21 protein-coding genes are annotated in these 26,480 nt (G+C 74.7%); 5 read left to right on the plus strand and 16 right to left on the minus strand.

Going from position 1 to position 26,480, the window contains the following annotated elements:
• Positions 1-54: 54 nt before the first annotated feature.
• Positions 55-1,284: a PucR family transcriptional regulator gene (locus ACI79H_RS02845; RefSeq protein WP_456552854.1), complete on the minus strand. Its 1,230-nt coding sequence runs from the start codon at positions 1,282-1,284 to the stop codon at positions 55-57.
• Positions 1,285-1,426: 142 nt separating this feature from the next.
• Here ACI79H_RS02845 and ACI79H_RS02850 point away from each other — a divergent pair, with 142 nt between their 5' ends.
• On the plus strand, positions 1,427-3,232 hold the full coding sequence (locus tag ACI79H_RS02850) for a glycoside hydrolase family 15 protein (protein WP_456553105.1): 1,806 nt from the start codon (positions 1,427-1,429) through the stop codon (positions 3,230-3,232).
• Positions 3,233-3,449: 217 nt separating this feature from the next.
• Complete coding sequence (gene leuA / locus ACI79H_RS02855) at positions 3,450-5,183, plus strand: 2-isopropylmalate synthase (RefSeq protein WP_456552855.1); 1,734 nt, start codon at positions 3,450-3,452, stop codon at positions 5,181-5,183.
• Between the two features lie 25 nt (positions 5,184-5,208).
• Here leuA and mnhG read toward each other — a convergent pair whose 3' ends face one another.
• The 8 genes from mnhG to ACI79H_RS02895 all read right to left on the minus strand — a co-directional run bounded on the left by mnhG (position 5,209) and on the right by ACI79H_RS02895 (position 13,669).
• On the minus strand, positions 5,209-5,649 hold the full coding sequence (gene mnhG, locus ACI79H_RS02860) for a monovalent cation/H(+) antiporter subunit G (protein WP_456552856.1): 441 nt from the start codon (positions 5,647-5,649) through the stop codon (positions 5,209-5,211).
• Positions 5,646-5,987 (minus strand): monovalent cation/H+ antiporter complex subunit F, encoded by a 342-nt coding sequence (locus ACI79H_RS02865; RefSeq protein WP_456552857.1) that lies wholly within the window; start codon positions 5,985-5,987, stop codon positions 5,646-5,648. The genes mnhG and ACI79H_RS02865 overlap by 4 nt, the downstream gene beginning before the upstream one ends.
• Positions 5,984-6,577 carry a Na+/H+ antiporter subunit E gene (locus tag ACI79H_RS02870; protein WP_456552858.1) on the minus strand — a complete coding sequence of 198 codons (594 nt, stop codon included), beginning with the start codon at positions 6,575-6,577 and terminating at the stop codon, positions 5,984-5,986. The genes ACI79H_RS02865 and ACI79H_RS02870 overlap by 4 nt, the downstream gene beginning before the upstream one ends.
• Positions 6,574-8,355 (minus strand): Na+/H+ antiporter subunit D, encoded by a 1,782-nt coding sequence (locus ACI79H_RS02875; protein WP_456552859.1) that lies wholly within the window; start codon positions 8,353-8,355, stop codon positions 6,574-6,576. The genes ACI79H_RS02870 and ACI79H_RS02875 overlap by 4 nt, the downstream gene beginning before the upstream one ends.
• Positions 8,352-8,879 carry a Na(+)/H(+) antiporter subunit C gene (locus ACI79H_RS02880; RefSeq protein WP_456552860.1) on the minus strand — a complete coding sequence of 176 codons (528 nt, stop codon included), beginning with the start codon at positions 8,877-8,879 and terminating at the stop codon, positions 8,352-8,354. The genes ACI79H_RS02875 and ACI79H_RS02880 overlap by 4 nt, the downstream gene beginning before the upstream one ends.
• Complete coding sequence (locus ACI79H_RS02885) at positions 8,876-11,752, minus strand: Na+/H+ antiporter subunit A (RefSeq protein ID WP_456552861.1); 2,877 nt, start codon at positions 11,750-11,752, stop codon at positions 8,876-8,878. The genes ACI79H_RS02880 and ACI79H_RS02885 overlap by 4 nt, the downstream gene beginning before the upstream one ends.
• Positions 11,753-11,834: 82 nt before the next feature.
• Positions 11,835-12,497: a response regulator gene (locus tag ACI79H_RS02890; RefSeq protein WP_456552862.1), complete on the minus strand. Its 663-nt coding sequence runs from the start codon at positions 12,495-12,497 to the stop codon at positions 11,835-11,837.
• Positions 12,494-13,669: a sensor histidine kinase gene (locus ACI79H_RS02895; protein ID WP_456552863.1), complete on the minus strand. Its 1,176-nt coding sequence runs from the start codon at positions 13,667-13,669 to the stop codon at positions 12,494-12,496. Before ACI79H_RS02895 ends, ACI79H_RS02890 begins: the two co-directional genes overlap by 4 nt.
• Positions 13,670-13,814: 145 nt before the next feature.
• Here ACI79H_RS02895 and ACI79H_RS02900 point away from each other — a divergent pair, with 145 nt between their 5' ends.
• On the plus strand, positions 13,815-14,519 hold the full coding sequence (locus tag ACI79H_RS02900; protein ID WP_456552864.1) for a hypothetical protein: 705 nt from the start codon (positions 13,815-13,817) through the stop codon (positions 14,517-14,519).
• A 111-nt stretch (positions 14,520-14,630) separates the two neighbouring features.
• Here the strand turns inward: ACI79H_RS02900 and ACI79H_RS02905 are convergent, their stop codons facing one another.
• From ACI79H_RS02905 to ACI79H_RS02935, 7 genes are all read right to left on the minus strand, one after another.
• Entirely contained in the window at positions 14,631-16,451 is a 1,821-nt protein-coding gene (locus ACI79H_RS02905) for an ABC-F family ATP-binding cassette domain-containing protein (protein WP_456552865.1), read from the minus strand.
• A gap of 27 nt (positions 16,452-16,478) precedes the next feature.
• Complete coding sequence (locus tag ACI79H_RS02910; RefSeq protein ID WP_456553106.1) at positions 16,479-18,389, minus strand: clostripain-related cysteine peptidase; 1,911 nt, start codon at positions 18,387-18,389, stop codon at positions 16,479-16,481.
• 112 nt (positions 18,390-18,501) lie between these two features.
• The gene (locus tag ACI79H_RS02915) at positions 18,502-19,389 is read right to left on the minus strand and encodes a transglutaminase family protein (protein WP_456552866.1); all 888 of its coding nucleotides are present in this window, start codon (positions 19,387-19,389) and stop codon (positions 18,502-18,504) included.
• Complete coding sequence (locus tag ACI79H_RS02920) at positions 19,386-20,336, minus strand: alpha-E domain-containing protein (protein WP_456552867.1); 951 nt, start codon at positions 20,334-20,336, stop codon at positions 19,386-19,388. Before ACI79H_RS02920 ends, ACI79H_RS02915 begins: the two co-directional genes overlap by 4 nt.
• Positions 20,330-21,931 carry a circularly permuted type 2 ATP-grasp protein gene (locus ACI79H_RS02925; RefSeq protein WP_456552868.1) on the minus strand — a complete coding sequence of 534 codons (1,602 nt, stop codon included), beginning with the start codon at positions 21,929-21,931 and terminating at the stop codon, positions 20,330-20,332. Before ACI79H_RS02925 ends, ACI79H_RS02920 begins: the two co-directional genes overlap by 7 nt.
• 62 nt (positions 21,932-21,993) lie before the next feature.
• The gene (locus ACI79H_RS02930) at positions 21,994-22,764 is read right to left on the minus strand and encodes a class I SAM-dependent methyltransferase (protein ID WP_456552869.1); all 771 of its coding nucleotides are present in this window, start codon (positions 22,762-22,764) and stop codon (positions 21,994-21,996) included.
• Entirely contained in the window at positions 22,761-23,777 is a 1,017-nt protein-coding gene (locus ACI79H_RS02935; protein ID WP_456552870.1) for a methylenetetrahydrofolate reductase C-terminal domain-containing protein, read from the minus strand. Before ACI79H_RS02935 ends, ACI79H_RS02930 begins: the two co-directional genes overlap by 4 nt.
• A gap of 99 nt (positions 23,778-23,876) precedes the next feature.
• On the opposite strand from ACI79H_RS02935, the gene ACI79H_RS02940 reads away from it, so the two are divergent.
• On the plus strand, positions 23,877-25,385 hold the full coding sequence (locus ACI79H_RS02940; RefSeq protein WP_456552871.1) for a Mur ligase family protein: 1,509 nt from the start codon (positions 23,877-23,879) through the stop codon (positions 25,383-25,385).
• Between the two features lie 84 nt (positions 25,386-25,469).
• Entirely contained in the window at positions 25,470-26,480 is a 1,011-nt protein-coding gene (locus tag ACI79H_RS02945; protein WP_456552872.1) for a pirin family protein, read from the plus strand.

A 26,480-nucleotide genomic window follows, 5' to 3' on the forward strand; every position in this document is an offset into this window, starting at 1 on the left:
GGCCCTGCACGAACCGGCCGCCGGCCGTTGCCGGGATCGGGCAACCGCCGGTGGCTACTCGCGCACCAGCGCCCGTCTCGGCCAGTCGAGCAGGCGGGCCCCGGTGACCGCGACGTGCAGCACCAGGTGGTGGCCGGGGTTCGCCGGGTCGTAGCCGCAGAGCTCCGCGATCCGGGCCAGCCGGTAGGTGACCGCCCGCACGCTCAGGTGCAGCTCCCGCGCGGTCGCCGCCGCGTTCCCGCCGGCCGCGAAGTAGGCCTCCAGCGTGCGGACGAAGGGCTCCGCTCCCCCGCGCGCAACGGTCAACGGCTCGAGCACCGCGCGCACCAGATCGGCGATCGCCGTCTCGTCACGGGCCAGCACCCGGTAGACGAGCAGCTCCGAGGCCTCCACCACCTGCTGCGGCAGGTCCAGCCGGCGGGCGAGGTCCAGCGCCTCCCGCGCCTCGCCGAAGGACCGCTGCACGGCCCTCGGTCCGGCGTGTGCGCGGCCCACGCCGGCGCGCCAATGGCGATCCGGTGTCGAGCGCGCCACCACGGCCCCGGCCAGATCGGCCAGGTCGTGGCCGCGGTCGTCGCGGGTCGAGGGCGAGCAGCCGAGCACGCACACCAGCCCTCCGTCCTTGGCCGCCACGAGCAGCCCCGTCCCGGGGAAGCGGAGCCGCGCCGCGTCCTCGACGGCTCCCGCGACCCGGACGACGGAGTCGATGTCGCCCTCGGCCTCCACGACGACGACCACGTGCCCGGCTGCCAGCCGCAACCCGTAGGGCTCGGCGCGGTCGAGGAGCGTGGCCACGTCGGACCGCCCGGTGAGCAGGTCCTCGACGAACTCCTGCCGGGCCGCCTCCTCCCGGCGCACCACCAGCTGCTGCTCCTCCTGGTACCCGCCGGTGAGCGCGGCCAGGGCGGTGTCGGCGGCCCGCCAGACGGCCTCGCCGATCCCGATCAGCTCCGAGGAGCGGACCGGCCGGCCGCGGAGGGCGCCGACCAGGTCGGGGATGCGCGGCCAGAGGCGGCGGGCGGCGCCCATGTGCACGTCGACCAGGTCGGGCAGTCCCACGCCCATCGCCACCGCTCGCGCGCCCGTGCGGCGGCTCGCCGCCTCCTCCTCCGCGCTGATCCGGCGGCCGGTGCGGGCGACGGCGAGCAGCGCGGGCAGGAAGCCCTCCAGCAGCGCGTGGGGGACCCCGGCCCGGGCGGCCGCGGTCGCCGCCAGCCCGGCGAGCTCGGCCCCCACCGCCGCCGCGCCGGCGGGTCCCCCTGCCGGTTCCCCGTGACGCTCCACCCCGCCCACTCTGCCCGGTCGGTGACGCGGACGGCGGGATTGCGTCACCCGTTCCGGGGGCACGCCAGCAGGCACCCTGCACGGCTGGACGGAGGAGGCGAGGGCCCTGCGGCGCCTCGAGCTGGTCGACGGACACCTGCCCATCGAGGACCACGGCCTCATCGGCGACGGAGGCACCTGCGCCCTCGTCGGCCGGGACGGCTCCATCCCGTGGCTCTGCCTCCCGCACTTCGACGACCCCCCGTTCCTCGCGGGGCTGCTCGACGCCGGACGCGGCGGGTCCTTCGACATCCGGCCGGTGGGCCTGGTCGCCTCCTCCCAGCGGTACCTCGACGACACCGCCGTGCTGGTCACGATCCTCGAGGGCCCTGACGGCGTGGTGGAGCTGACCGACTGCATGCCGCTGCGGTCCGGCGCCGACCTGCGCGAACTGGTCCCCGCGGGCCGCAGCGAGCTCCTGCGCGTCGCGCGGGTCGTCACCGGCACCGTGCAGCTGGAGGTGCGGCTGCGACCCCGCGACGCGGTACGGCTGACCCGTGAGGGCGGGGCGTGGCGCCTGCTCTGGCCACCACGCCCGGAGCTGCCTCTGTCACTCGCCTGCTCGCACGACCTCGCGCCCGGCCCGGACGGCTCGATCGAGGCCGTCGTGGACCTGCGGGCGGGGCAACGTCTCACGGCGAGCCTCGGCTGGTCCCGCTCGGCACGGCTTGCCGACCGCACCGATCCCGACCAGCTGGTGCACCGGACCACCCAGGCGTGGCACCGCTGGGCGTCCCACCTCCGCTACGAGGGCCCGCAGCGGGGGCTGGTGCGCCGTTCCGCGATGACCCTGAAGCTCCTCGACCACGTGCCCAGCGGGGCGCTGATGGCCGCCGCCACCTCCTCGCTCCCCGAGGAGATCGGTGGTGTCCGCAACTGGGACTACCGGTACACGTGGGTGCGTGACGCAGCGTTCTCCACCTACGCGCTGCGCCGCGTGGGGATGACCAGTGAGGCGGACGCCTTCCTCGCCTGGACCATCACGAACGTCGAACGGGACGGTCGCGCGCAGTTGATGTACGCCCTCGACGGCGGCCAGCCCCCCGGGGAGAGCGAGGACCCCGGCCTGTCGGGCTACCGCGGGTCCGGGCCGGTGCGCTGGGGCAACGCCGCGGCCGGTCAGACGCAGCACGACGTGTACGGGGAGATCCTCGACGTCGCGCACGGCTGGGTCTCCAGCGGCGGAGCGGTCGACGACCACCTGTGGGCCGTCCTGCGCGACCTGGCAGACGAGGCTGTCTCGGCGTGGCGGACGCCCGACCACGGCATCTGGGAGATCCGGTCCGAGGGCCGCCCGTTCACCTACTCCGTCGCCATGTGCGCCGTCGCCGTCGACCGGGCCCTGCGCATCGCCGCGGCCCGCGACCTCGACCACCCCCGGGAGCGGTGGGAGGCGGAGCTGGACGCGATCCGGTCGGCGCTGCTGGACCGCGCCTGGGACCCCGAGCGCCGGTCCTTCACAGAGCACCTGGCCGACGACCGCGGTGAGGGGCGCGGTGGGCTGGACGCCTCCCTCCTCACGCTGCCGCTGCGGGGTCTCCTCGACGCCGACGACGAGCGCATGGTGGCGACCACGGACGCGGTGCGGCGGCACCTGGACGCCGGGGACGGCCTCCTCTACCGGTACCGCCACGACGAGACCGACGACGGCCTGCCGGGTGCGGAAGGCGCCTTCCTGCTGTGCAGCTTCTGGCTCGTCGACAACCTCACCGGGCAGGGCCGGCTGGACGAGGCCCACGAGCTCTACGCCTCGCTGTGCGGGCGCACGAACGAGGTGGGCCTGCTCTCCGAGGAGGTCGACCCGGGTACCGGGGCCTTCCTCGGCAACTTCCCGCAGGCGTTCAGCCACCTCGGGCTGATCGCCAGCGGGGTGTCCCTGGCGCGGGCCGAGGAGGACGACGCACGCTGACAGCAGCACCGCGGACGTCGTCGACCGGCCGCGCGCTGCTACCGTGGGCCCGTGCGCGGCAGCCTCCTGCTTACCCGCCGCGGCGAGGCCCTCTCCTAGGTCGGCCCCCTCGCCGCGGTGTCCTGCCGTGACGCTGCCTCTGTGACGGAGCGCGTTGCCGGCGCCAGCTGACCGCCCCACCGGAGCTGAGTCCAGCCCGCGCCAGAGGAGCCCTTCCGTGAACGAGCAGCACCCGCACGCACGCCATCCGCAGCAGCCCTCGCGGATGCCGATCCACCGCTACGCGCCCTTCACCCCGGTCGTCCTGCCCGACCGCACCTGGCCCGACCGGGTCACCACCGAGGCCCCCCGCTGGTGCGCTGTGGACCTGCGCGACGGCAACCAGGCGCTGATCGACCCGATGACCCCCGACCGCAAGCGGCGGATGTTCCAGCTGCTGGTCGGCATGGGCTACAAGGAGATCGAGGTCGGCTTCCCCGCGGCGAGCCAGACCGACTTCGACTTCGTCCGGCAGCTCATCGAGGACGACCTGGTCCCCGACGACGTCACCATCCAGGTGCTGACCCAGGCACGTGACGAGCTGATCGAGCGGACCTTCGAGTCCCTGCGCGGCGCGAAGCAGGCGATCGTCCACCTGTACAACTCGACCAGCACCCTGCAGCGCCGGGTCGTGTTCGACTCCGACCGCGCCGGCATCGTCGACATCGCCGTCCACGGCGCGCGGGTGGTGCGGAAGTTCGCCGAGCAGATGGGCGACACCGACATCCGCTACGAGTACTCCCCCGAGTCCTTCACCGGCACCGAGCTCGACATCGCCGTCGAGATCTGCGACGCCGTCACCGACGTCTGGGAGCCCACGCCCGACCGGCCGACGATCCTCAACCTGCCGGCGACCGTCGAGATGGCCGAGCCGACCGTCTACGCCGACCAGATCGAGTGGATGCACCGCAACCTGGGCCGGCGCGACTCCGTCGTCCTCTCGCTCCACCCGCACAACGACCGGGGCACCGCCGTCGCCGCCGCCGAGCTGGGCTACCGCGCGGGCGCCGACCGCATCGAGGGCTGCCTGTTCGGCAACGGCGAGCGCACCGGCAACGTCGACCTGGTCACGCTGGGGCTGAACCTGTTCAGCCAGGGCATCGACCCGCAGATCGACTTCTCCGACATCGACGAGATCCGCCGCACCGTCGAGTACTGCAACCAGCTGGGCGTGCACGAGCGGCACCCCTACGGCGGCGACCTGGTCTACACCGCCTTCTCCGGCTCGCACCAGGACGCCATCAACAAGGGCTTCAAGGCGCTCGAGGCCGACGCCGCGGCGGCCGGTACCACCGTGGACCGGATCCCGTGGGCCGTGCCGTACCTGCCCATCGACCCGAAGGACGTCGGCCGCAGCTACGAGGCCGTCATCCGGGTGAACAGCCAGTCCGGCAAGGGCGGCGTCGCCTACATCATGAAGACCGAGAACCACCTGGACCTGCCGCGCCGGCTGCAGATCGAGTTCAGCGCCGTCATCCAGCAGCACACCGACGACGAGGGCGGCGAGGTGACGGCGGCGCAGATGTGGGCCGCGTTCTCCGACGAGTACCTGCCCGACGCCGACGCCCCGTGGGGCCGTTTCGGCCTGGCCGGCCACCGGCACACGGCCAACGCCGACCAGCACGACGAGATGGTCGTGGACCTGGTCGACGCCGGGGTCCCCGTCACGCTCGAGGGGCGCGGCAACGGCCCGATCGCGGCCTTCGTCGACGCCCTGCACGCCGTCGACGTCGACGTCCGGGTGCTGGACTACGCCGAGCACGCGCTCTCCGCCGGTGGCGACGCCCGCGCCGCCGCCTACGTCGAGTGCGCCGTCGGCGACCGCATCCTGTGGGGCGTCGGCATCGACGCCAACATCGTCACCGCGTCGCTGCGCGCGGTGGTGTCCGCGGTCAACCGCGCCCAGCGCTGAGCGCCCGGGGACGGGGCGCGCCGGATCAGCGCGTCCCGTCCTCCCGGCGGCTCTCGGCCAGTGCCCGCCCGGGCTCCTCCGGCGGCGCGTCGGCCGGCTCGTCCCCCCGGTACACGTGGTCCTGGCGCTGCCCCGAGCGCAGCTCGTCGACCAGCAGCCGGTCGCGGCGCACGTGCCGTCGCCGGTAGGCGACCCGGCTGATCATGTGGGCGCTGACCGGGGCGGTGAGCATCTGGAAGGCCGCGACGAGGAGCAGCATCCAGGTCGCCGACCAGCCCTGCAGCCGGATCGCCGCGCCGACCATGATGAGCAGGACACCGAGCACCTGCGGCTTGGTCCCTGCGTGCATCCGGGTCAGCACGTCGGGGAAGCGCACCAGGCCCAGCCCCGCCGTCAGGCACAGGAACGCACCCAGCAGCAGCAGCGCCACCGCCACGACGTCCGCGACGCCCTCCACGCCGGTCACCGGCTCTCCTCCCGTTCGCGGGCGGCCCGCTCCTCGGCGGCCTCGGGGAGGCCGACGTCCTGGCCGTCGCTCGCGGACCCGATCAGCATGCCGCCGATGTAGCGGGCCACCGACACCGAGCCGACGAAGGCGAGCAGCGACACCACCACGAGCACCGGGACGACGGTCGGGTCCCGCTGCAGCCCGGCGTGGACGGCGAGCCCGGCCGCGATGATGACCAGCAGCGTGTCGGTGGCGACCACGCGGTCCAGCAGGGACGGGCCCCGGCCCAGCCGGACGAGGGCGAGCAGGGCCCCCACCCCCAGCAAGCCGTAGGCGAGCCAGAAGACCACGGTCACGGCGTCCTCCTCCCCGAGCGCGGGACGCCGGGTTCCGGCGTCGCGACACCGAGCGCCGCGAGCTCCTCGGGCGAACCGAACGCCCGCACCACGCGCTCCTCCTCGGCCAGCACCCCGGCCCGCTGGCGCTCCACGTCGCCCCGGTCGCGGACGTGCAGGATGTGCAGCGCGATGGTGCGCCGCTCCCGGTCCAGGTCGAGCACCATCGAGCCGGGCACCAGCGTCAACGACTCGGCCAGGATCGTGAGCAGCAGGTCCGAGTCGGTGCGCAGCTGCACCGAGATGATCGCGCTCCGGTCGATCCCGCGGGGCCGCACCGTCTGCCACGCCACCAGCGCGCCGGAGCTGACCAGGTCGACCACGAAGTGCCCGAGGAAGCGCAGCAGCGCGACGGGGCGCACGGTCGCGCCGCCGATGACCGGGGGCAGCGGCAGCAGCAGGGTGACGCCGAGCGCGACGAGGACGCCGCTGAGCAGGTTCGCCCAGGACCACGTCCCCCACAGCAGGTTCCAGACCAGCACGAGCCACAGCAGCAGCGGCAGCTGGTGCCGGAACCGGTGGGCGGCGCCGGAGGCCACGGGCGCGCTCACTCCACGTCCTCCGCGCCGAAGACCGCCGAGATGTAGGGCGTCCGCTCGTACAGGTCACCGGCCGCGCGCTGGGCCACGCCGTACAGCGGGCCGGCCACGGCGGTGAGCCCGACGGTCACCACGACCATGGCCGCGGTCGCCCCGACCATCACCCGGGGCAGCGGCTCCAGCGGCCGCTCCCGGCCCTTCTCCTTGCCCAGGCCGTCCGTGGCGGGCGTGGACGCGGTGGCGACGGCGGTGTGCCGCACCCACGCCGCCCGACGCGCGGCCTGCCGGCCCCCGCCGGAGGCGGCGGTGGCCCCGACCAGGGCCGGGTCCAGGTCCTCCTCGTCCGCGCCGTCGTCCGCGTCCCCGGTGCCCGCCGCACCCGGCGCGTCGGCGTCGACCGCGGCCGGCTGGATCTCCGGCCCGGCGTCCGCCGCGGCCGCCTCGGCGGTGTCGCCCTCCGGTGACTGGGCCGAGGGACGCCAGAAGGCGCGGTTCCACACCCGGGAGACGGCCAGCAGGGTGAGCAGGCTGGTCACGGCGCCGCCGGCCACGAGGACGACCGGCAGCCAGCCGCCGTCCGCGATACCGGCCTGGAGCAGGCCGAGCTTGCCGATGAAGCCGGAGAACGGCGGGATCCCCGCGAGGTTCATCGCCGGCACGAAGTAGAGGATCGCCAGCACCGGGGAGCCGAGGGCCAGCCCGCCCAGCCGGTCCACCGACGTGGAGCCGCCCTGGCGCTCGACGAGCCCGGCGACCAGGAACAGCGTCGTCTGGATCGCGATGTGGTGCACCACGTAGAAGATCGCGCCGGCCAGCCCCGCCTGGGAGGCCAGCGAGATGCCGAACACCATGTAGCCGATGTGGCTGACCAGCGTGAAGGACAGGATCCGGCGGATGTCGGTCTGCGCGACGGCGCCGAGGATGCCGATCACCATCGTGGCCAGCGCCGCCCACATGAGCACCTCGTCCAGCGCCCCGCCGGGGAACAGCAGCGTCTGGGTGCGGATGATCGCGTAGACGCCCACCTTGGTGAGCAGGCCGGCGAACACCGCGGTGACCGGCGCGGGGGCGGTCGGGTAGCTGTCCGGCAGCCAGGCCGACAGCGGGAACACCGCCGCCTTGATGCAGAACGCGATCAGCAGCATCGACTGCAGCAGCAGCTGCGTGCCGTCGGGCAGCTCCTGCAGCCGGACGGCGAGCTGCGCCATGTTCACCGTGCCGGTCGCCGAGTACACCAGCGCGATCGCGGCGAGGAAGATCAGCGAGCTCAGCAGGCTGACCACGATGTAGGTGATGCCCGCGCGGATGCGCGGCGCGGACCCGCCGAGGGTCAGCAGCACGTAGCTCGCGGTCAGCAGGATCTCGAAGCCGACGTAGAGGTTGAACAGGTCGCCGGCCAGGAAGGCGTTGGCCACACCCGCGATGAGCACCAGGAACGTGGGGTGGAAGATCGAGATCGGCGTCTCCTCGTCGCCGTCCGCCGCACCCTGGCCGACGGCGAACACGAGCACGCCCAGCGCCACCGTGGCCGCGACCACGAGCATCAGCGCCGACAGCCGGTCGACGACCAGCACGATGCCCAGCGGGACCCGCCAGCCGCCGACGGAGACCGCCTCGGCGCCGTCGGAGTCCGCGAGGACGAGGAGCACGACCGACACCACGAGGACCGCCGCGAGCACCAGGATGCTCAGCGTGCGCTGCGTCCGCGGGTGCCGGCCGCCGACGAGCAGGGCCGCGGCGGCGCCGAGCAGCGGCAGCAGCACCGGCAGGGGCGTGAGCACGCTGATCACGGCTGCTCCCCCCGGACCTGGGGCAGGTCGACGTCGTCGGACGGGATGCCCGCGTAGTTCCGGGCCAGGGCGGCCTCCGCCTCGTCGTCGGCCGACAGCGTGTCGGCGTGCATGGCGGGCCGGTCCTCCGGCGCCAGGTCGTCGGGGTCGATCTCGTCGGCGTCGGTCGCCGACCGGCGGGCGATCCGCCGGTCCTCCTCGTCCACGCCGACGACCTCCTGGCGGACCAGCCGCCACGACCGGTAGATCAGCGCCAGCAGGAAGGCCGCGATGCCGAAGGTGATGACGATGGCGGTGAGGATCAGCGCCTGCGGCAGCGGGTCGCTCATGTCCTCCGGGTCGCCGTATCCGAGGATCGGCGCCCGGCCCGAGGGCCCGCCCGAGGAGAGCAGCAGCAGGTTGGTCGCGTTGCCCAGGAGCAGGAAGCCCAGCAGCACGCGGGTCAGGCTGCGGTCGAGCAGCAGGTAGACGCCGGCCGCGTAGAGGCCGCCGATGATCACCGGCAGGACGACGGTGGGGGTCATCGGGCGATCACCTCTCCGGGTGCGACGTCGATCGGGTCGTCCTCGTCGGCCTGGCGGTCCAGCTCGGCGCCGAGGCTGCGCAGGATGTCCAGGACCAGCCCGACGACGATCGAGTAGACGCCGATGTCGAAGAACAGCGAGGTGACGAGCTTGACGTCGCCGAGCACGGGGAGCGTGGTCTCCAGGATCGCCGTCTGCAGCACCTCGGCCCCGGCCATCAGGCCGACGACGCCGGTGCCGCCGGCGAAGAGCAGTCCGACGCCGAGCAGCAAGCCCGGGTCGACGGGCGCGGCCTCGCCCAGCTCGTACCGGCCGCCCGCCAGGTAGCGGAGCACCAGCGCCAGCCCCGCCACCAGCCCGCCGGCGAACCCGCCGCCGGGCTCGTTGTGGCCGCTGAAGAGCAGGAACAACGAGAACACCAGGATGGTGTGGAACAGGATCCTGGTGATCACCTCGAGGATCACCGAGCGCCGTTCGGGCGCCAGCGCGGCCGTCGCCGCCAGCCACTGACCGCGCGGCGCGCGCCGGGACGAGCGCTCCTGCCGGGCGAGCTGGACCGGGTCGAGGCGGTCGACGGTGCCGGTGCGACGGCGGAGGAACACCAGGCTGGCCACACCGGTCGCGGCCACGACCAGGAGCGAGATCTCGCCGAGGGTGTCCCAGGCGCGGATGTCGACCAGGGTCACGTTGACGATGTTCTGGCCGCCGCCGAACTCGTAGGCCTCCTCCGGGTAGTCCACCGACACCGGCGTCGCGGTCCGCGCGCTCATCGCCACCGCACCGGCCGCGGCCATCAGCGCCCCGACCGCGATCGCGATGACGCCCCGGCCGGCCCGCTCGCGGGGCCGGTGCCGGTCGGTGATGTCCTTCGGCAGCTTGCGCAGCACGAGCACGAAGACGACGAGGGTCAGCGTCTCGACCAGGAACTGGGTGAGCGCCAGGTCCGGTGCCCCCTGCAGGGCGAAGAGGACGGCGAGCGCGTAGCCGGTGACGCCGACGACCAGCACCGCGGACAGGCGCTGGCGGATCCGCAGCGCGAGCACGGCGGCGATCAGCGCGACCGCGCCGACCAGCGCCTGGATGGGGCTGTCCCAGGCCCGCCACTCGTCCGGCCAGGGCGCGCGGAAGAGCAGCACCGCCCCCGGCAGGGCCAGCACGACGACGAGGATGGTGCCGAGGTAGGCCGGCAGCGAGCCGCGCTGCGTCGTCCCGGTGACGAGGACGGCGAGGCGGTCGAGCACCTGCAGGGTGTTCCAGTAGCCCTCGTCGGCCGACGCCCCGACGGCGACCCGCCGCTGGAACCGGTTGACCGGGACGCGGAAGGCGAAGATCGCGTACCCGCCGAGCAGGGTGAGCGCCGAGAGCGCGAGCGCCGGCTGCAGGCCGTGCCAGAGCGCCAGCTTCTCCGCCTCGGGCGCGATGAGCGGCAGCTCCTCGGCGTAGCCCGCGGCCAGCGGCTCGAGCAGCGGGCTGGCCGGGCCCAGGGCCAGGCCGGCCAGCGCGAGCAGCGCGGGCGCGGCCAGGAACAGCGGCGACGGCGGGTGGACCGGCTCGGTGTCCTCGCAGCCGGGCTTGCGCGCGAAGGCGCCCCACAGGAAGCGGAACGTGTAGGCCGCGGTGATCACCGAGCCGAGCACCAGGCCGGTCAGCTCGAGCAGCGCGGCGGTGCGGTCGGGCAGGCCGCCGTCCAGCAGCGCGGTGAACGCCGCCTCCTTGCCGACGAAGCCCAGCAGCGGCGGGACCCCGGCCATCGAGGCGCCCGCGAGCCCGCCGACGACGGCCGGCACCGGCAGCCGGCGGCCCAGCCCGGACAGGACCCGCAGGTCGCGGGTGCCGGTGGCGTGGTCGACGACGCCGACGGTGAGGAAGAGCGTGGACTTGAACAGCGCGTGCGCGACGACCATCGCCAGCCCGGCGGCGGCCATCTCCTGGCTGCCGGCGCCCACGAGCACCATGAGGAAGCCGAGCTGGCTGACGGTGCCGAAGGCCAGCAGCAGCTTCAGGTCGTTCTGCCGGATCGCCCGGTAGCCGCCGACGAGCATCGTGGCCAGGCCCAGCCCGAGCACGATCGGCCGCCAGCCGGGCACGTCGGCGTAGCCGGGCGCGAGCCGGGCGACCAGGTAGATGCCGGCCTTCACCATGGCCGCGGCGTGCAGGTAGGCGCTGACCGGTGTCGGCGCCTCCATGGCCGCGGGCAGCCAGAAGTGGAACGGGACCATCGCCGACTTGGTGATCGCCCCGACGAGCACCAGCACGGTGCCGGCGACCAGGAACGGCCCGTCGCCCGGGTCCGCGACCACCTCGGAGAGCAGGTAGCTGCCGCTGGTCTCGCCGATCATGATCAGCCCGACCAGCATCGCCAGGCCGCCCGCGGTGGTGAGCACCAGCGCCTGGCTGGCCGCGCGGCGCGCCGCCAGTCGGGCGCCGGACCCACCGATGAGCAGGTAGGAGAAGACGGTGGTGAGCTCCCAGAACACGTAGAGCAGGAGCAGGTCGTCGGCCAGGACGAGCCCGAGCATCGAGCCCGCGAAGGCGGTCAGCACGCCGGCGAACCGGCCGGTGCCCTCGTCGTCGGGCTCGAAGTAGCGGGCGCAGTACAGCAGCACCAGCGCGCCGACGCCGGTGACCAGCGCCGCCAGCGTCAGCGACAGCGCGTCCAGCCGGAACGCCAGCTCCAGGTCCAGCGTCGGCACCCACTGCACCGTCTCCCGCACCTCGCCGCCGTCGGTGACGGTGCCGAGCTGCGCCATCGTCCAGGCGAAGGCGGCGGCGGGGACGAGCGCGAGCGCGAGGAATGCCTGCCGTCCCCACCAGCGCACCAGCAGCGGCGCGGCCGTCGCGGCGATCAGGTGGAGGAGCAGCAGAGCGAGCACGGGTCTCCGGGAGTCTCGAGGGGCTCGGGGGACCACAGACGTCGCGGGACACCGGCGGTATCCACAGGTTACCGGACCGTGCTCACCTGCTGCCCGGCGTGACCAGGCCGCTCTCGTAGGCGAAGGCGACGGCCTGCACGCGGTCGCGCAGGCCGAGCTTGAGCAGCAGCCGGCTGACGTGCGTCTTGACCGTCGCCTCACCGAGGTACAGCCGCGCGGCGATCTCGGCGTTGGACAACCCCGCCGCGACCAGGGCGAGGACGTCGGTCTCCCGCTCGGTCAGCCCCGCCAGCGCCGCAGCCCGGGCCGGATCCGGCGCCGGGGCGGCCGCGTAGCTCTCGATCACCCGCAGCGTGACCGCCGGGTCGAGCAGGCCCTGCCCCGCGGCGACGGTCCGGACGGCACTGACGAGGTCCTCGGGCGGGGCCACCTTGAGCAGGAAGCCGCTCACCCCGGCGCGCAGGGCCGCGGTCACGTAGTCGTCCTCGTCGAAGGTCGTGAGGACGACGACGCGGGTGGGCAGGCCGGCGGCCAGGATGCGCCGGGCCGCCTCGAGCCCGTCCACGCCCGGCATCCGCACGTCGAGCAGGACGACGTCGGGCCGCAGCTCGGTGACCACGCGGACGCCGGCCTCGCCGTCCGCCGCCTCGCCGACCACCTCGATGCCGGACTCCGCGGCGAGCACCATGCGCAGGCCGGTGCGCACCATCGCCTGGTCGTCGACGAGCACCACCCGGATGGTCACGCGCGCACCGCCGGCACGTCCGCGGGCACCGGGAACGTGGCGCGCACCCGGTACCCGCCACCGCGCACCGGCCCGACCTCCAGCGTGCCGCCGGAGACCGACACGCGTTCGCGCATGTGCAGCTGGCCGTGCCCGCCGGAGCTGCCGCTCCCGCTCCGCGGGGCGGGCACCCGCGGCCGCCCGTCGTCGCAGACCGAGACGGCGACCTGGCCCCTGGTCCAGGCCACCTCGACCCGCGTGGCGGCGGCGCCGGCGTGCCGGACGACGTTGGACAACGCCTCCTGCACGACCCGCACGGCGCTCACGTCGACCAGCTGCGGCAGCTCCACCGGCTCCCCGGTGACGACCAGCTCGACCGGCATGCCGCCGGCGCGCAGCTCGTCGAGCACGGCGTCCAGCCGGGAGAGCGAGGGCTGGGGCGCCGGGTCGCCGTCCGGCCCCTCTCGCAGGATGCCGACCACCCGGCGCATCTCGTCGACCGCCTCGCGGCCCAGCCGCTCCAGGCCCAGCAGCACGTCCTGCGCCTCCGGGTGGTCGGGCAGCAGCCGGCGCAGCCCGCCCATCTGCAGGACCATCACGCTGACCGAGTGCGCCACGGAGTCGTGCACCTCGCGGGCGATCCGGGACCGCTCGGCGACCACCGCGGACGCGGCCACCGCCTCCTGCTGCTCGGCCAGGCGGGCCGCCAGCACCTGCAGCTCCCGGGACCGCGTCTGCACCTGGCGCACGAGCGCGCCGACACCCCAGGCGGCACCGGCGACCAGCAGGTAGAACAGCCCCTCCCAGGGCGAGGGGATGGCGAAGAACCCCGAGCCGACGACGACCAGCGCCGCGACCGCCGCCGTCAGCGCGCCGCGCCGGGGCGGGAGGACGGCGGCCGCGTGCCCGATGAGCACGCCCATGCCGATGAGCTGGGCGCCGCCGGGGCCCGGGGTGTCCAGCGCGTAGTTGCCGAGCACGGAGAACGCACCGGCCAGCGCGGTCGCGGCCGGCCACCGCGGGCTGAGCGCCAGCAGCACGCCGACGCCGACGCCGGGCAGCGCCGTCGCCATGCCGTAGTCGTAGACGCTGTCGGTCGCGGTCTCGACGACGGACATGCCGCCCAGCGCGAGCCCGACGGCCGCCCAGACCAGGCGGCTGCGGTGGGGGACGGAGGCGATCCAGCGCGGCATGCGAGCACGCTAGGGGCCGCGCGGACCTGCGCACATCCCCCTCGCGGCCGAACCGGGGCGCCTCCGGTTCCCCCGCGCGGCGGACGCGGGTCGGTGCGTCCCGGCGGACGCCGGCGACCCCCCGTCGTCCCTAGCTTTTCCGGCCATGACGACCGACCTGATGACCCCGTCCACCTCGACCACCGGGGAGCGGCCCGCCCGCTCCGCCGGGTCGCGCCTCCTGCCGATCGCGGGCGGCGCCCTGATCGCCGGCTCCCTGCTCTACGTGACCGGCATGGCGGCCTCGCCCCCGGCGGACTCGATGTCCGACGCCGACTACATCGCCTCCCTCGCCCGGGACGAGGGCCGCACCGCTCTCTCGGCGATGCTCCTGCACTACGGCAACCTGGCGTTGGCCCTGGCCTGGCTGGCGGTGCCGGCCCTCGTCCGCGGCCGCCGCGGCAGCACCACCACGATCGTCGGCGCCCTGCTGTCGGCGGTCGGGCTGGTCAGCGTGACCGGCATGGTCATGTACGACTACTGGACCGGCGCGATCGGGCGCGAGCTCGACCAGGCCACCGCCGTGAGCCTGTTCGAGACGGTGAACGGGTCCGTCGGGGTCGCGGTGGCGGGCACGCTGACGCTGCTGGGGCTGCTCGGCCCGCTGGTCGGTTTCTCCGGGCTCGCCCGGGCCGGCGTGATCAGCTGGTGGCTGCTCGTCCCGGCGGTCGCCGCTCTGGTGGCCTCCATGGCGACGCCGTTCAGCCCGCTCCTCTTCGCCGGCTACGCCGTGGTCGGCGCGGTCCCCGCCGTGGTGATCGGGCTCCGCATGATCCAGCGCAACCGGGCCGAGGCGGCGGCCGCCTCCTGACCGCCCCGCCCCTCCGCCACGATCAGGTCACCTGATCATCGAGCGTCCTCCCTCACGGTGCACGGTGAGGGAGGACGCTCTGCGGTGAGGGAGGAGGCGGTCGCCGGCCGCTCAGCCCTCGGCGAGCTCCGAGGCGACCAGCCAGGCCTCCTCGACCTCGTCCTTCTCCTGCTGCAGCTCGCGGAGGCGGGCGTCGAGCTCGGCGGCCTTCGCGTAGTCGGCCGCGGCGGCGGCGAGCTGCTCGTGCAGCTTCTTCTCGTCGGCGTCGAGCTTGAGCATCCGGCGCTCGAGCCGGCCGACCTCCTTCTTCGCCGCCCGCGCCTCGGCGGCGGAGACCGCCGGGGCCGCGGTGGACGGGCTGCCCACCGGCCGCGTCCCCCCGCCGCCGGCCGCCGTGGTGAGCGGGGCTCCGCCGGCCGCCCGGCGCCGCAGGTACTCGTCCACCCCGCCGGGCAGCTCGGCCAGCGAGCCGTCCCCGAGCAGCGCGACCACCTTGTCGCACACCCGGTCGACGAAGTACCGGTCGTGGCTGACCACCAGCACCGTGCCGGGGAAGCCGTCGAGCAGGTCCTCGAGCGCGGTCAGGGTGTCGATGTCCAGGTCGTTGGTCGGCTCGTCGAGCACCAGCACGTTCGGCTCGGCCATGAGCAGCCGCAGCAGCTGCAACCGCCGGCGCTCACCACCGGAGAGGTCGCCGACCGGCGTCCACTGACGGTTCGCGGCGAAGCCGAAGCGCTCGGCCAGCGAGGAGGCGCTGATCTCCTGGTTGCCGATCCGGGCCAGCCGGGCGACGTCCTGCACCGCCTCGAGCACCCGCGCCTTCGGCGGCAGCTCGGTGACGTGCTGGGACAGGTACGCCGGGGCCACGGTCTGGCCGACGACGACGGTGCCGGCGTCCGGCTGCGTCTCCCCGACCAGCAGCTTGAGCAGCGAGGTCTTGCCCGCGCCGTTGACGCCGACGATGCCGATCCGGTCGCCCGGGCCGACGTTCCAGGTCAGGTCGCGGAACAGCGTGCGCGGCCCGTCGTCGGTGGGGACGGCGTAGTCGACGTCCTCCAGCTCGTAGACGGTCTTGCCGAGCCGCCGGGCGGCGAAGCCCTTGAGGGCCAGCGAGTCGCGGGCCGGGGGCTCGTCGGCGATCAGCGCCTGCGCCGCCTCGATGCGGAACTTCGGCTTGCTGGTGCGGGCCGGCGGGCCGCGGCGCAGCCAGGCCAGCTCCTTGCGGACCAGGTTCAGCCGGCGCTCCTCGGTGACCGCCGAGATCCGCGCCCGCTCCGCGCGGGCGAGCGTGTAGGCCGAGTAGCCGCCGTCGTAGGCGTGCACGCTGCCGTCGGCGACCTCCCACGTGGTCGTGCACACCTCGTCGAGGAACCAGCGGTCGTGGGTGACGACCACCAGGCCGCCGGCGCGCTGGTTGACGTACTCGGCCAGCCAGGCGACGCCCTCGACGTCGAGGTGGTTGGTCGGCTCGTCGAGGACCAGCAGGTCCAGCGGGCGGATCAGCTGGGCGGCCAGCGCCACCCGCCGCCGCTCGCCGCCGGACATCGGGGCGACCGGGGCGTCCAGGCCCATCCGGTCGAGCTCCAGCCCGGCCAGCACGCTGCGCACCGCCGGGTCGGCGGCCCACTCGTGCTCGTTGGCGAACATCGTCGTCGGCAGCACGACGTCGCGGATCGTCGTCCCCTCGGGGAGGGTGCCCAACTGGTCGAGGACGCCGAGGGCGAGGTCGCCGCGGCGGGTGACCCGGCCGGAGTCGGGCTCGTCGGTGCCGGTCAGCAGGGACAGCAGCGTCGACTTCCCACCGCCGTTGCGGCCGACGACGCCGATCCGCTCCCCTGCGGCGACGCCCAGGGAGACGTCGTCGAGGATCACGGTCGTGCCGTGCGCCTTGTGCACCCGCTCGAGGTTGACCAGGTTCAGGGGTGCGCTCATCGCCGCCCAGTATCCCCGCTCCGCGGATCAGGGGACGACGACCTCCGCGGACACCGAGTCGCTGTTGCCGCCGAAGTCGGTGACGGAGAGCTCCGCGTACAGCGGGGTGCCGCTCTCCAGCGGCTCGAAGTCGTACTGCAGGGCGGGCAGGTCCGCGTACAGGCCGACGTCGGTGGCCGGCTCCCACGACGCCGTGCCGTCGGCCGCGACCACCAGCAGCTTGGGCACCACGATCCCCTCGGGGTCCGCGCTGAGCTCCCCGTAGGTGCCCGCCGCCGTGTACCCGTAGTAGGTCTCGTTGAGGACGTCGCCGGTCGCCGGGTCGAAGGTGATGGTCAGCGTGACGTCCCGGTACTCCTCGGCCTCGCCGGGCTCGTAGTAGGCCAGCGGCACGTCGATGGTGGCGATCTCGGCCTCGTCGTCGTAGCCCAGCGTCAGGTAGGCGTAGGAGGTGTCGATGCCGTCGCTGATCGTCATGACCGTGAGGTCGTAGATGCCCAGCACGTCCCCGGAACCGTCGTCGGCGACCTCCGCCTGCTCCTCTCCGAAGAACGTGACGGAACCGTCGTCCCCGACCTGCCCGTAGCTGATGGAGGACCAGACGACGTTGTCGGCGGCCGCGGCGTCGAAGGTCCCGAACAGGTTGAGCCCGTCCTGGTCGAAGAACGTCTCCGCACCGTCGGCGGTGAAGACGGGCTGACGGTCGGCCGGGATCGCCGAGCCCGCCTCGAAGTAGCTGTCGAGGAAGCCGCTCCACGCCTGCGCGCTCTCCACCGAGGCGTAGTCCTCGTCGAGCAGGTCCTCGGTGGGCGGGAAGTAGATGGACAGGCCGCTGGCCCCCACGGCCGCCGGGCCGGCGACCTCGTAGGTGACCGCGTCTCCGATCGCCCGGATCAGCGCGTCGGCCTCGTCGGAGACGTCGAGGGCGTCCACGCCGATCTCCGCGGCCAGCAGCCCGAGGTCGGCCATGTGGGTGTCGACCTCCGGGTCGGGGTCGCGGCCGAAGGAGAGCACCTCGGCGCGCTCCCGGCCGACGACGGGGGCGACGTCGGCGGCCCGCGAGCCCAGCGCGTCGCTGAACTCCGCCAGCGCGTCGTCCACCGCGGCCATGCGGTCCAGGTCGACCACGGACAGGGTGATGTCGGCCGCGGTGCCCTCGGCCTGTGCCTGGGCGGCGAAGCCGTCGACGATCGCGGCGCTGAGCGTGTCGACGTCGACGTCCGGGTCGTCGGCGGCCACCTGGAAGGCGCCGTAGTCCCAGCCGTGGCCCGGCTCGAGCTCCTGGCTGGCGATCATCCGGTCCGCCACCGGCGCGAGGGTGCTCGCCGTCTCGTAGGTGGCCATCAGGCAGGCGTCGAAGCCGAGCAGGTCGAGCCGGTCCAGCCCGGCCCGGTCCAGGCCGTCGGTGATGCCGTCGCGCAGCTCCTCGAGGGTCAGCGTGCTCATGCCCGAGCCCTCGTCGCCGCCGACGCCGGGCCAGGAGGCGCCGTGGTCGCTGATGACCAGCGCGTAGTGCTCGGCCGGGTGGTCGGCGATGCCCTGGGCGAGGAAGTCCGCCAGCGGCCCGGGGTCGCCGGTGTCGACGTCCCCCAGGTCGTCGAGCTCCTCGGCGCGGCCCTGCCCCAGGGAGACGTACTTGGCGCCGACCCAGTCCTCCAGCCCCAGCAGCGGGTCGGAGCTGTAGTCCTCGGCGCGGTCGACCATGGCGGCGACCTGCAGGTTCTCGCCGGACCCGACCTCGGCGAACTCCTCGAGGTCGGCGAGCAGGTAGGGCTCGAGGTCGGTGTCGGCGATCGAGTAGACGAGCACCGTCCAGCCCTCGCCCTCGACGGCGGCGTCGGCGGCGGGCTCGGCCGCCGGCTCCTCGGACCCGCTCGTGCACCCCGCGGCCACCAGCACGCACGCCGCCGCACCCAGGACCGACCACCGACGCCGCATCGACACGGCGGCATCCTGGCAGCCCGGCGCGGTCGAGAGGGCCCAGCGCGCCGCGGCCCCCTGCAGGGGCCCGTCGCGAGCCTGCGAGTGACGGGGGGCAGGGGGTCCTTCTTCAGGCGAGCCGGGTGACCTCGACGGTGACCGTGTGCCCCTCGCTGCGCGGCCCGGAGAACAGGCCCTTGAACGGCGGGACGTCGCCGTAGTCGCGGCCCCGGCCGAGGGTGACGTGCCGGTTGCCGATCGGGACGGAGTTGGTCGGGTCGAAACCGTTCCAGCCGCCGTCCCACCACTCCACCCAGGCGTGGCTCTCGCCGGTCACCGCGGCGCCGATCTCGCCGTCGGGCCGCGGGTGCAGGTAGCCCGACACGTACCGGGCGGGCAGGCCCAGCGCGCGCAGGACGCCCACGGTGACGTGCGAGATGTCCTGGCAGACGCCCTTGCCCGACGTCCAGGCCTGCATGGCGTTGGTCTTCACGTTCGTCGAGCCGGACAGGTACTCCATGTGGTCGTGCACGAAGTCGCACACGAGCCGGCCGGCGTCACGCGGGTGGGCGTCGCCGACGGCGTCCCGGGCGGCGGCGACGACGTCGTCGTCGATGGCGGTGAGCGGCGTCGGCGCCAGGAGCTCGCCGAACTGCTCGCGCACCTCGCGCCCGGCCAGCGCGCTCCAGCCCAGCCGGTCGTGCGCGGCCAGGTCGGCGCCGGCCTCGACGATCGAGGTCCCGGTGACGACGAGCTCGGCGTGCGGGGTGTGCAGGTCGAAGGCGGTGACCGTGGAGCCCCAGTAGTCGCGGTAGGCCGACGCGCTGGCCGCCGGCTCGATCTCCACCCGCGAGCGCAGCGTCGTCTGCCGGGCGCTGCTCTCCGGGGTCAGCCGGGCCTCGTTGTACGAGGAGCGGACCGGCCCGCTGTAGTGGAACCGGGTGCGGTGCACGATCTGCAGCCGCCACCGCGAGCCGGGCGCGCGGGCGGCCGGGGCCTGCGTCTGGAACTGGGTCACCCTGCCTCCTCCGGCACCCACACCTGCGGGGCCTGCTCGGTGAAGAACCGGTGGGTGACCGCCGCGCTCGCCGCCGAGCAGGTGCGCTGCAGCTCCTCCAGCCTGGTCGGCAGCTGCGCGAGCAGGTCCGGGGTGCTCATGAACTCCAGCATCGTGCGCGCCCGGCCGACGATGCGGTGCGCCTCGCCGGCGACCCCCACCCGGGCGGCGTCGCGCACCGTCGAGCGCTCCAGCTCGGCGAGGCAGGCCTCGGCCTGCTCCAGCGAGGCGAACACCGAGCGCGGGAAGAGCCGGTCGAGCAGCAGGAACTCCGCGGCCCGGCTGGAGTCGACGACGCCGCGGTAGGTGCGCAGGTAGGGCTCGTAGGCGCCGGTGGAGCGCAGCACCAGGGTCCAGGACGGCGCGGCGTCGCCGGCGAGCACGCGGGTGGAGAGCATCCGCGCGGTCATGTCCACCCGCTCCAGGGACCGGCCGAGGATGAGGAACAGCCAGCTCTCGTCGCGGCTCATGGTGGCGTCGGCCAGGCCGAACACCATCGCCGAGCGCTCGCGCACGAACCGGAACAGCGAGTGCGGGCCGTACCGGCGGGCCATCGTGCGCTGCTGCGGCAGCGCGTTGTGCGTGACGTTGAGCGACTCCCAGATCTCGGCGCTGAGCACCTCGCGGGCGCCACGGGCGTTCTCGCGGGCCGCGGACAGCGCGCCGACGATCGAGCTGGGGCTGGACCGGTCGAACGCCAGCGCCGCGAGCACCCGCTCGGTGTCGGCCTCCTCGTCCGGGACCGGGGTGCCCATGAGCGCGAGCAGGTTCGCGCAGGCGCGCCGCTCGTCGATCCACGGGTCCTCGACCAGCCGCTGGGTGTGCACGTCGAGGATGCGGGCGGTGTCGTCGGCGCGCTCGACGTAGCGGCCGATCCAGAACAGCGACTCCGCGATCCGGCTCAGCACGACGCCCCCCGCCCCTGCTGCTGCTGCTGCTGGGACTGGGCCAGCGCGTTGTCGTTCGGCGGGCCGGGGTCCTGCGCGGGCGGCTCGTCGGGCAGGTCGGCGGCGGTGAACTCGATGGTGGTGAGGTCGCGGGCCGGGTCCTCGACGCCGTCCTCCACCGGCCGCGGGCGGCTGAGCACCCAGGTGTCCTTGGACCCGCCGCCCTGGCTGGAGTTCACCACCAGCTCGCCCTCGGGCAGCGCGACGCGGGTCAGCCCGCCGGGCAGCACCCACACCTCGTCGCCGTCGTTGACGGCGAACGGCCGCAGGTCGACGTGCCGCGGCGCGATCCGGCCGCCCACCAGCGTCGGGCAGGTGGACAGCCCGATCGGCTTCTGCGCGATCCAGTCCCGCGGCCTGGCCCGCACCTTGACCGCGAGCTCCTCCAGCGTCCTCTCGTCGGCGCGCGGGCCGATGACGATGCCCTTGCCGCCGGAGCCGTCGACCGGCTTGAGCACCAGCTGGTCCAGCGACTCCAGCACCCACTCCACGGTGTCGCGGTCGTCGAGGCGGTGGGTCTCCGCGTTCTGCAGCACCGGCTCCTCACCCAGGTAGTAGCGGACCAGGTCGGGCACCCAGGTGTAGAGCAGCTTGTCGTCGGCGACGCCGTTGCCGACCGCGTTGGCGATCGTCACCCGGCCGGCCCGGGCCGCGTTGAGCACGCCCGCGCAGCCGATCACCGAGTCCGGCCGGAAGTGCACCGGGTCGAGGAACTCGTCGTCGATGCGGCGGTAGATGACGTCGACGCGCCGCTGGCCGTCCGTCGTCCGCATGCTGACCTGGTTGCCGGCGCACACCAGGTCGCGCCCCTCGACCAGCTCGACGCCCATCTGGCGGGCCAGCAGCGCGTGCTCGAAGTAGGCGGAGTTGTAGACCCCCGGCGTGAGGACGACGACCGTCGGGTCGGCGACGTTCGAGGGCGCGGACGCCTTGAGCGCGGCCAGCAGCCGGGTCGGGTAGTCGTCGACGGGCTGGATGCGGTGGTCGGCGAACAGCTCGGGCAGCACCTGGCTCATCGCGGCCCGGTTGGTGATGACGTAGGAGACGCCCGACGGCGAGCGCAGGTTGTCCTCGAGCACCCGGAAGTCGCCGGCCTCGTCGCGGACCAGGTCGATGCCGCTGACGTGCACCCGCACCCCGTTGGGCGGGACCAGCCCGTGCGCCTGCCGGTGGAAGTGCGCGCTGGTGGTGACGACGCTGCGCGGGACGACCCGGTCGGTGAAGACCTGGCCCGCGCCGTAGACGTCGGCGAGGAAGGCCTCGAGCGCCAGCACCCGCTGGGCGACACCGCGCTCGATGACGTCCCACTCGTCGGCGCCGATGACCCGCGGCACGATGTCGAGCGGGAAGGGCTGCTCCTCCCCCGCGTGCGCGAAGGTGACGCCGGCGTCGCGGTAGGTCTGGCTGAGCAGGTCGGCGCGGGCGGCGAGCTCCTCGCCGTCGATCGGCTGGAGCGAGGCGTGCAGCCCCGCGTACGCCGGCCGCGGGTCCCCGACGTCCCCGAACATCTCGTCCCACTGCTGCCCCAGGACGTAGCCGTCGAAGAGGTCCGCCATGGCCGAGAACCTAGTTCGGGGATGTGTCCCGCGCGTTTCGGAGCCGCGAACCCGCACCCGGGTCAGCGGGGGGTGGCGACGGCGACGGCGAGCCAGGGGCGCAGCGAGCCGTCGGAGAGCAGCGCGCCCACCCGGCCGGAGTTCTCCTCGGCCTGCCGGAACGCCGGGTCCCCGCCGTGCCGCCGGGCGATCTCGGCCTCGACGGCGTCGGCCGCGCGGGTCCACTCCCCGGGGCTGTCGGAGAGGTCGGCCTCCCCGGCCTCCACCACCTCGAACCCGGCCGCCGCCAGCAGCTCGCGCGTCCCCGCCTCGGACGGGAACTCGTTGCCCTCGGGCGCCGGTGAGGTCAGCTCGCCGTCGGCGACGAACACCAGCAGGCCCAGCCGCCCGCCGTCGGCCAGCACGCGGCGCAGCTCGGCGAGCGCACCGGCCTTGTCCGGCGTCGTGTCCAGCACGCCGAGGCACTCCGCGGCGTCGAAGGAGGCGTCGGCGAACGGCAGCTGCTGCCCCATCGCGACGACCGAGCGCAGGCCGAACAGCCGCCGCGACGCCCGCACCGCGGCCTCCATCGGCTCGGCGCAGACCGGCGCGACCCCCCGCTCGGCCGCCAGCCACGCCGCCGGCCCGCCGACCCCTGCCCCGGAGTCCAGCACCCGCCTGCCGGTCCGCAGCTCCAGCCGGTCGGCAAGCCAGCGCAGCGCGCCCTCGCTGCCGCTCCCCCGGCAGCCGGCCGGGATCGCGTGGTCCGCGCCGAGCGCGCGCACGGCCTCCTCGGTCCAGCCGGCGACGGTGTCGAACTCCGCCTCCATCGCCTCGCTCGCCAGCTCGTTCACGAACTCCCTCTCAGCTCCGCCGCGACGGCGGCCTTGATCCGCGCGCCGTCGTCCACGCCCCGCTCCGAGCCCATCCCGGACAGGTTCACCCCCACGACGCCGTCGACGGCCAGCAGCGCCCGCGCCTCCTCGACGGCGGCCTCGATGCCGGCAGCCCGAGGGTCCGGCGCGGCCAGCACCTGCTCGACGCGCTCGTCGTCGAGGTGCAGCCCGGGGAAGCGCTGCAGCACCCGCGCCGAGCGCTCGTCGGTGTAGACGGCGACCCCGGCGAGGAACGGCAGCGTCGCGCCGGCCTCCCGTGCCGCGGCGACGAACCCGGCGACGCGGGCGGGGCTGCGCACGTGGTTGAGCACGCACAGCTGCGCCCCGGCGCGCTGCTTGACCGCGACGCGGGCCGGCCGGGAGGCCACCGGTGGCGCCTCGGGCGACTCGGGCACGGCCACCGGCAGCCCCGTCGCCGTGGCGAGCGCCGCCAGCCGCGGGCCGTCGAGGTCGAACACCTGGGTCGCCTCCGCCGCCACACCGGGGCCGCGGGCGTCACCGGTCACGCAGAGCACCCCGTCCACGCCGAGCCCCGCGAGCCCGGTCAGCTCCTGCTCGAGCACCACCCGGTTGCGGTCGCGGCAGGCCAGCGTCGTCCAGAGCCGGCCGCCGGCGCCGTGCACGCGGGCGGCCAGCATCGTCGGGGGGACGTCGGGCCGGTTGGCGTGCTCGCCGGCCAGGACCGCGTCGCACACCGGTGCCAGCACCTCGACCACCCGGCGCACGGAGTCGCCGTCGTAGGGCACGGTCGTCAGATCGGCGAGGACCACGGGCCCCTCGGTCGCGGCCTGCAGCAGGTGGCTGGCCCGGGCGGGCGGGACGGGCTCGTCCGGCCAGGCCGGCGCCGGCTCGTCGAGGAAGACGCAGCGGTGCTCGGCCACCTCGCAGCGCCCGTCGGCGCGGACGCCGCCGCACGGCCCGAACACCATCCGCTTGGGGCAGCCCAGCCGGGGTGGCAGGAGGTCGGGCACGGTGCAGCCGTGCCCGCGCGCCCGCCGGTGAAACGCGGCCGCGCTGCGGGGCGACGCGCTCACCCAGCGGAATCGTCGCGCACAACCTACCGTCGACGCGTGCCACCACCGTGGGTCGCGTGGTCCGCGGTCGAGCAGCGGGCGCGGGCCGTCGCGTCCGGACCCGTGTCGAGGACCGGGAGCGGTGCGCTGCGGCTGCGCGGTCTGGTCGGCGACTCCCGCGCCGTGCAGCCCGGGTGCCTGTTCGCCTGCGTGCCGGGCGCGACCGCCGACGGCCACCGCTTCGCCGCGACGGCCGCCGCGGCGGGAGCGGCCGCGCTGCTCGTCGAGCACCCCGTCCCCGTCCCGCTGCCGCAGCTGGTGGTGCCCTCGGTCCGCGCCGTCCTCGGGCCGGTGGGTGCGCTGCTGGCCGGCGACCCGTCGGACGAGCTGCAGCTGGTCGCGGTCACCGGGAGCAACGGCAAGACGACCACCAGCACCCTGATCCGCGGCGTCCTCGACGCCGCCGGCCGCCGGGCCGGGCTGGTGACCACCGTCGGCGCGAGCATCGGGGACGACGTCCGCGGGACCGCGCTGACCACGCCGGAGGCACCCGAGCTCCAGGCGACGTTGCGCTGGATGCTCGACCGGGGCGCCGGCAGCGCGGTCGTCGAGGCGTCGTCCATCGCGCTGGACATGGGCCGGCTGGACGGGCTGGCGTTCGAGGTCGCGGTCTTCACCGGGTTCGAGGAGGACCACCTCGACCACCACGGCACGCTCGAGCACTACTGGGCGAGCAAGGCCCGGCTGTTCGAACCCCATCGCGCCGCCGCCGGGGTGGTCGTCGTCGACGACCCGTGGGGGCGTCGGCTGGCCGACCAGGCCCGCATCCCGGTGACCCGCGTCGGCTCGTCCCCGGGCGCGGACGTGCGGGTGCTCGACTGGCGCAGCGGCGCGGACGGCACCGACGTGCTGCTCGGTGAGGCCGACGGCGTGCACCTGGTGCACAGCGCGCTGGTCGGGCGGATGCACGTTCCCAACATCGCCGCCGCCTGGGCCGCCGGCCGCCTGCTCGGCGTGCCGGTGCGCGACGCGGTCGCCGGCCTCGCCGCGGTGACCCCGCCGCCGGGGCGCACCACCGTGCTGCGCTCCCCGACCGGCCCGGTGGTGGTCGTCGACTACGCGCACACGCCCGGGGCGCTGGACCTCGCGCTCGAGACGGCGCGCGGGCTGGTCGCCCCCGGCGGGCGGCTGCACCTGGTCCTGGGCGCCCGTGGCCGACGGGACCGCTACAAGCGCCAGGGTCTCGGGACGTCAGCGCGCGCGGCCGACGAGGTGTGGCTGACCAACGAGGGCAGCCACGGCGAGGACCCGGCAGCCATCGTCGCCGAGCTGCGGCTGGGCCTGCTCGGCACGACGGCCACCGTGCGCACGGTGCTCGACCGGCACGCGGCGATCACCGCGGCGGTGTCCGCGGCCGACGAGGGGGACGTCGTGCTGATCACCGGCCGCGGCCACGAGACGCTGCTGCAGGACGGCCTCGATCCGCGCAGCGCGGTCCACTTCGACGACGCCGAGGTGGCGCAGGGCGCTCTCGGCAGCGGGGAGCTCGCCGCCCGCGCCTCCTGAGCCGGCCCCTCCCCCGGGGAAGAGAACCGGGGGGTCGACGGTTACCGGAGCCACGTAGTTGAACCCTCAACCCAGGAGGTCGGCATGCCCGCCGTCACCGTCGAGGACACCACCACGCTGCCCCGCGTCCCGCTCCCCGCGCCGAGGACCGTCCGCCGGCGGACCCGCTCGGTCACCACCGCGCCGGCGGGGTACGAGGGCGAGGGCTTCCCCGTCCGGCGGGCCTTCGCCGGCGTGGACCTCCGCGACCTGGACCCCTTCCTCCACATGGACCAGATGGGCGAGGTCGAGTACGCGCCCGGTGAGCCCAAGGGCACCTCCTGGCACCCGCACCGCGGCTTCGAGACCGTCACCTACATCATCGACGGCACCTTCGAGCACGCCGACTCGCACGGCGGCGGGGGCACGATCAGCAACGGCGACACCCAGTGGATGACCGCGGGGGGCGGCGTCCTGCACATCGAGCGCCCGCCGGAGCACCTCGTCGTCAGCGGCGGCCTGTTCCACGGCCTGCAGCTGTGGGTGAACCTGCCACGCGCCCAGAAGTGGGTCGAGCCGCGCTACCAGGACCTCCGCGCGCAGGAGTCCGTGCTGCTGGCCAGCGCCGACGCCGGGGCGCTGCTGCGGGTCATCGCCGGGGACGTCGCGGGCTACACCGGCCCGGGGTCCACCTACACCCCGATGGCCATGGTGCACGCCACCGTCGCCCCGGGCGCGAACCTCGACCTGCCCTGGCGTCCGGACTTCAACGCGCTGGTCTACGTCCTCTCCGGCGCGGGGTCCGTCGGCATCGACGGCGCCCCCGTGCGCACCGGCCAGCTGGCGGTGCTCGGCCCCGGGGACACCGTGACGGTCACCGGGGCGGTGAACCAGGAGTCGCGCACCCCGGCGCTCGACGTCGTCGTGCTGGGCGGGGCGCCCATCCGCGAGCCGATCGCCATGGCCGGCCCCTTCGTCATGAACAGCCGGCAGGAGGTCGTCGACGCGTTCGAGGACTTCCAGAAGGGCCGGCTCGGCTCGATCCCGGCCACGTACGGGCGCCGGGACGCGGTCCCGCACGGCGAGGTCCGGGGCGAGTCCGCACCTGACGCCTGA

Source organism: Blastococcus sp. SYSU D01042, from assembly GCF_054050515.1.

What these genes read in the sequence shown, in the direction of transcription:
- ACI79H_RS02900 (WP_456552864.1), top strand. Translation starts at nt 13,815, where the DNA reads ATGACGACCGACCTGATGACCCCGTCCACCTCGACCACCGGGGAGCGG.
- ACI79H_RS02880 (WP_456552860.1), bottom strand. Translation starts at nt 8,879, where the DNA reads ATGACCCCCACCGTCGTCCTGCCGGTGATCATCGGCGGCCTCTACGCG.
- ACI79H_RS02945 (WP_456552872.1), top strand. Translation starts at nt 25,470, where the DNA reads ATGCCCGCCGTCACCGTCGAGGACACCACCACGCTGCCCCGCGTCCCG.
- ACI79H_RS02905 (WP_456552865.1), bottom strand. Translation starts at nt 16,451, where the DNA reads ATGAGCGCACCCCTGAACCTGGTCAACCTCGAGCGGGTGCACAAGGCG.
- ACI79H_RS02925 (WP_456552868.1), bottom strand. Translation starts at nt 21,931, where the DNA reads ATGGCGGACCTCTTCGACGGCTACGTCCTGGGGCAGCAGTGGGACGAG.
- ACI79H_RS02910 (WP_456553106.1), bottom strand. Translation starts at nt 18,389, where the DNA reads ATGCGGCGTCGGTGGTCGGTCCTGGGTGCGGCGGCGTGCGTGCTGGTG.
- ACI79H_RS02895 (WP_456552863.1), bottom strand. Translation starts at nt 13,669, where the DNA reads ATGCCGCGCTGGATCGCCTCCGTCCCCCACCGCAGCCGCCTGGTCTGG.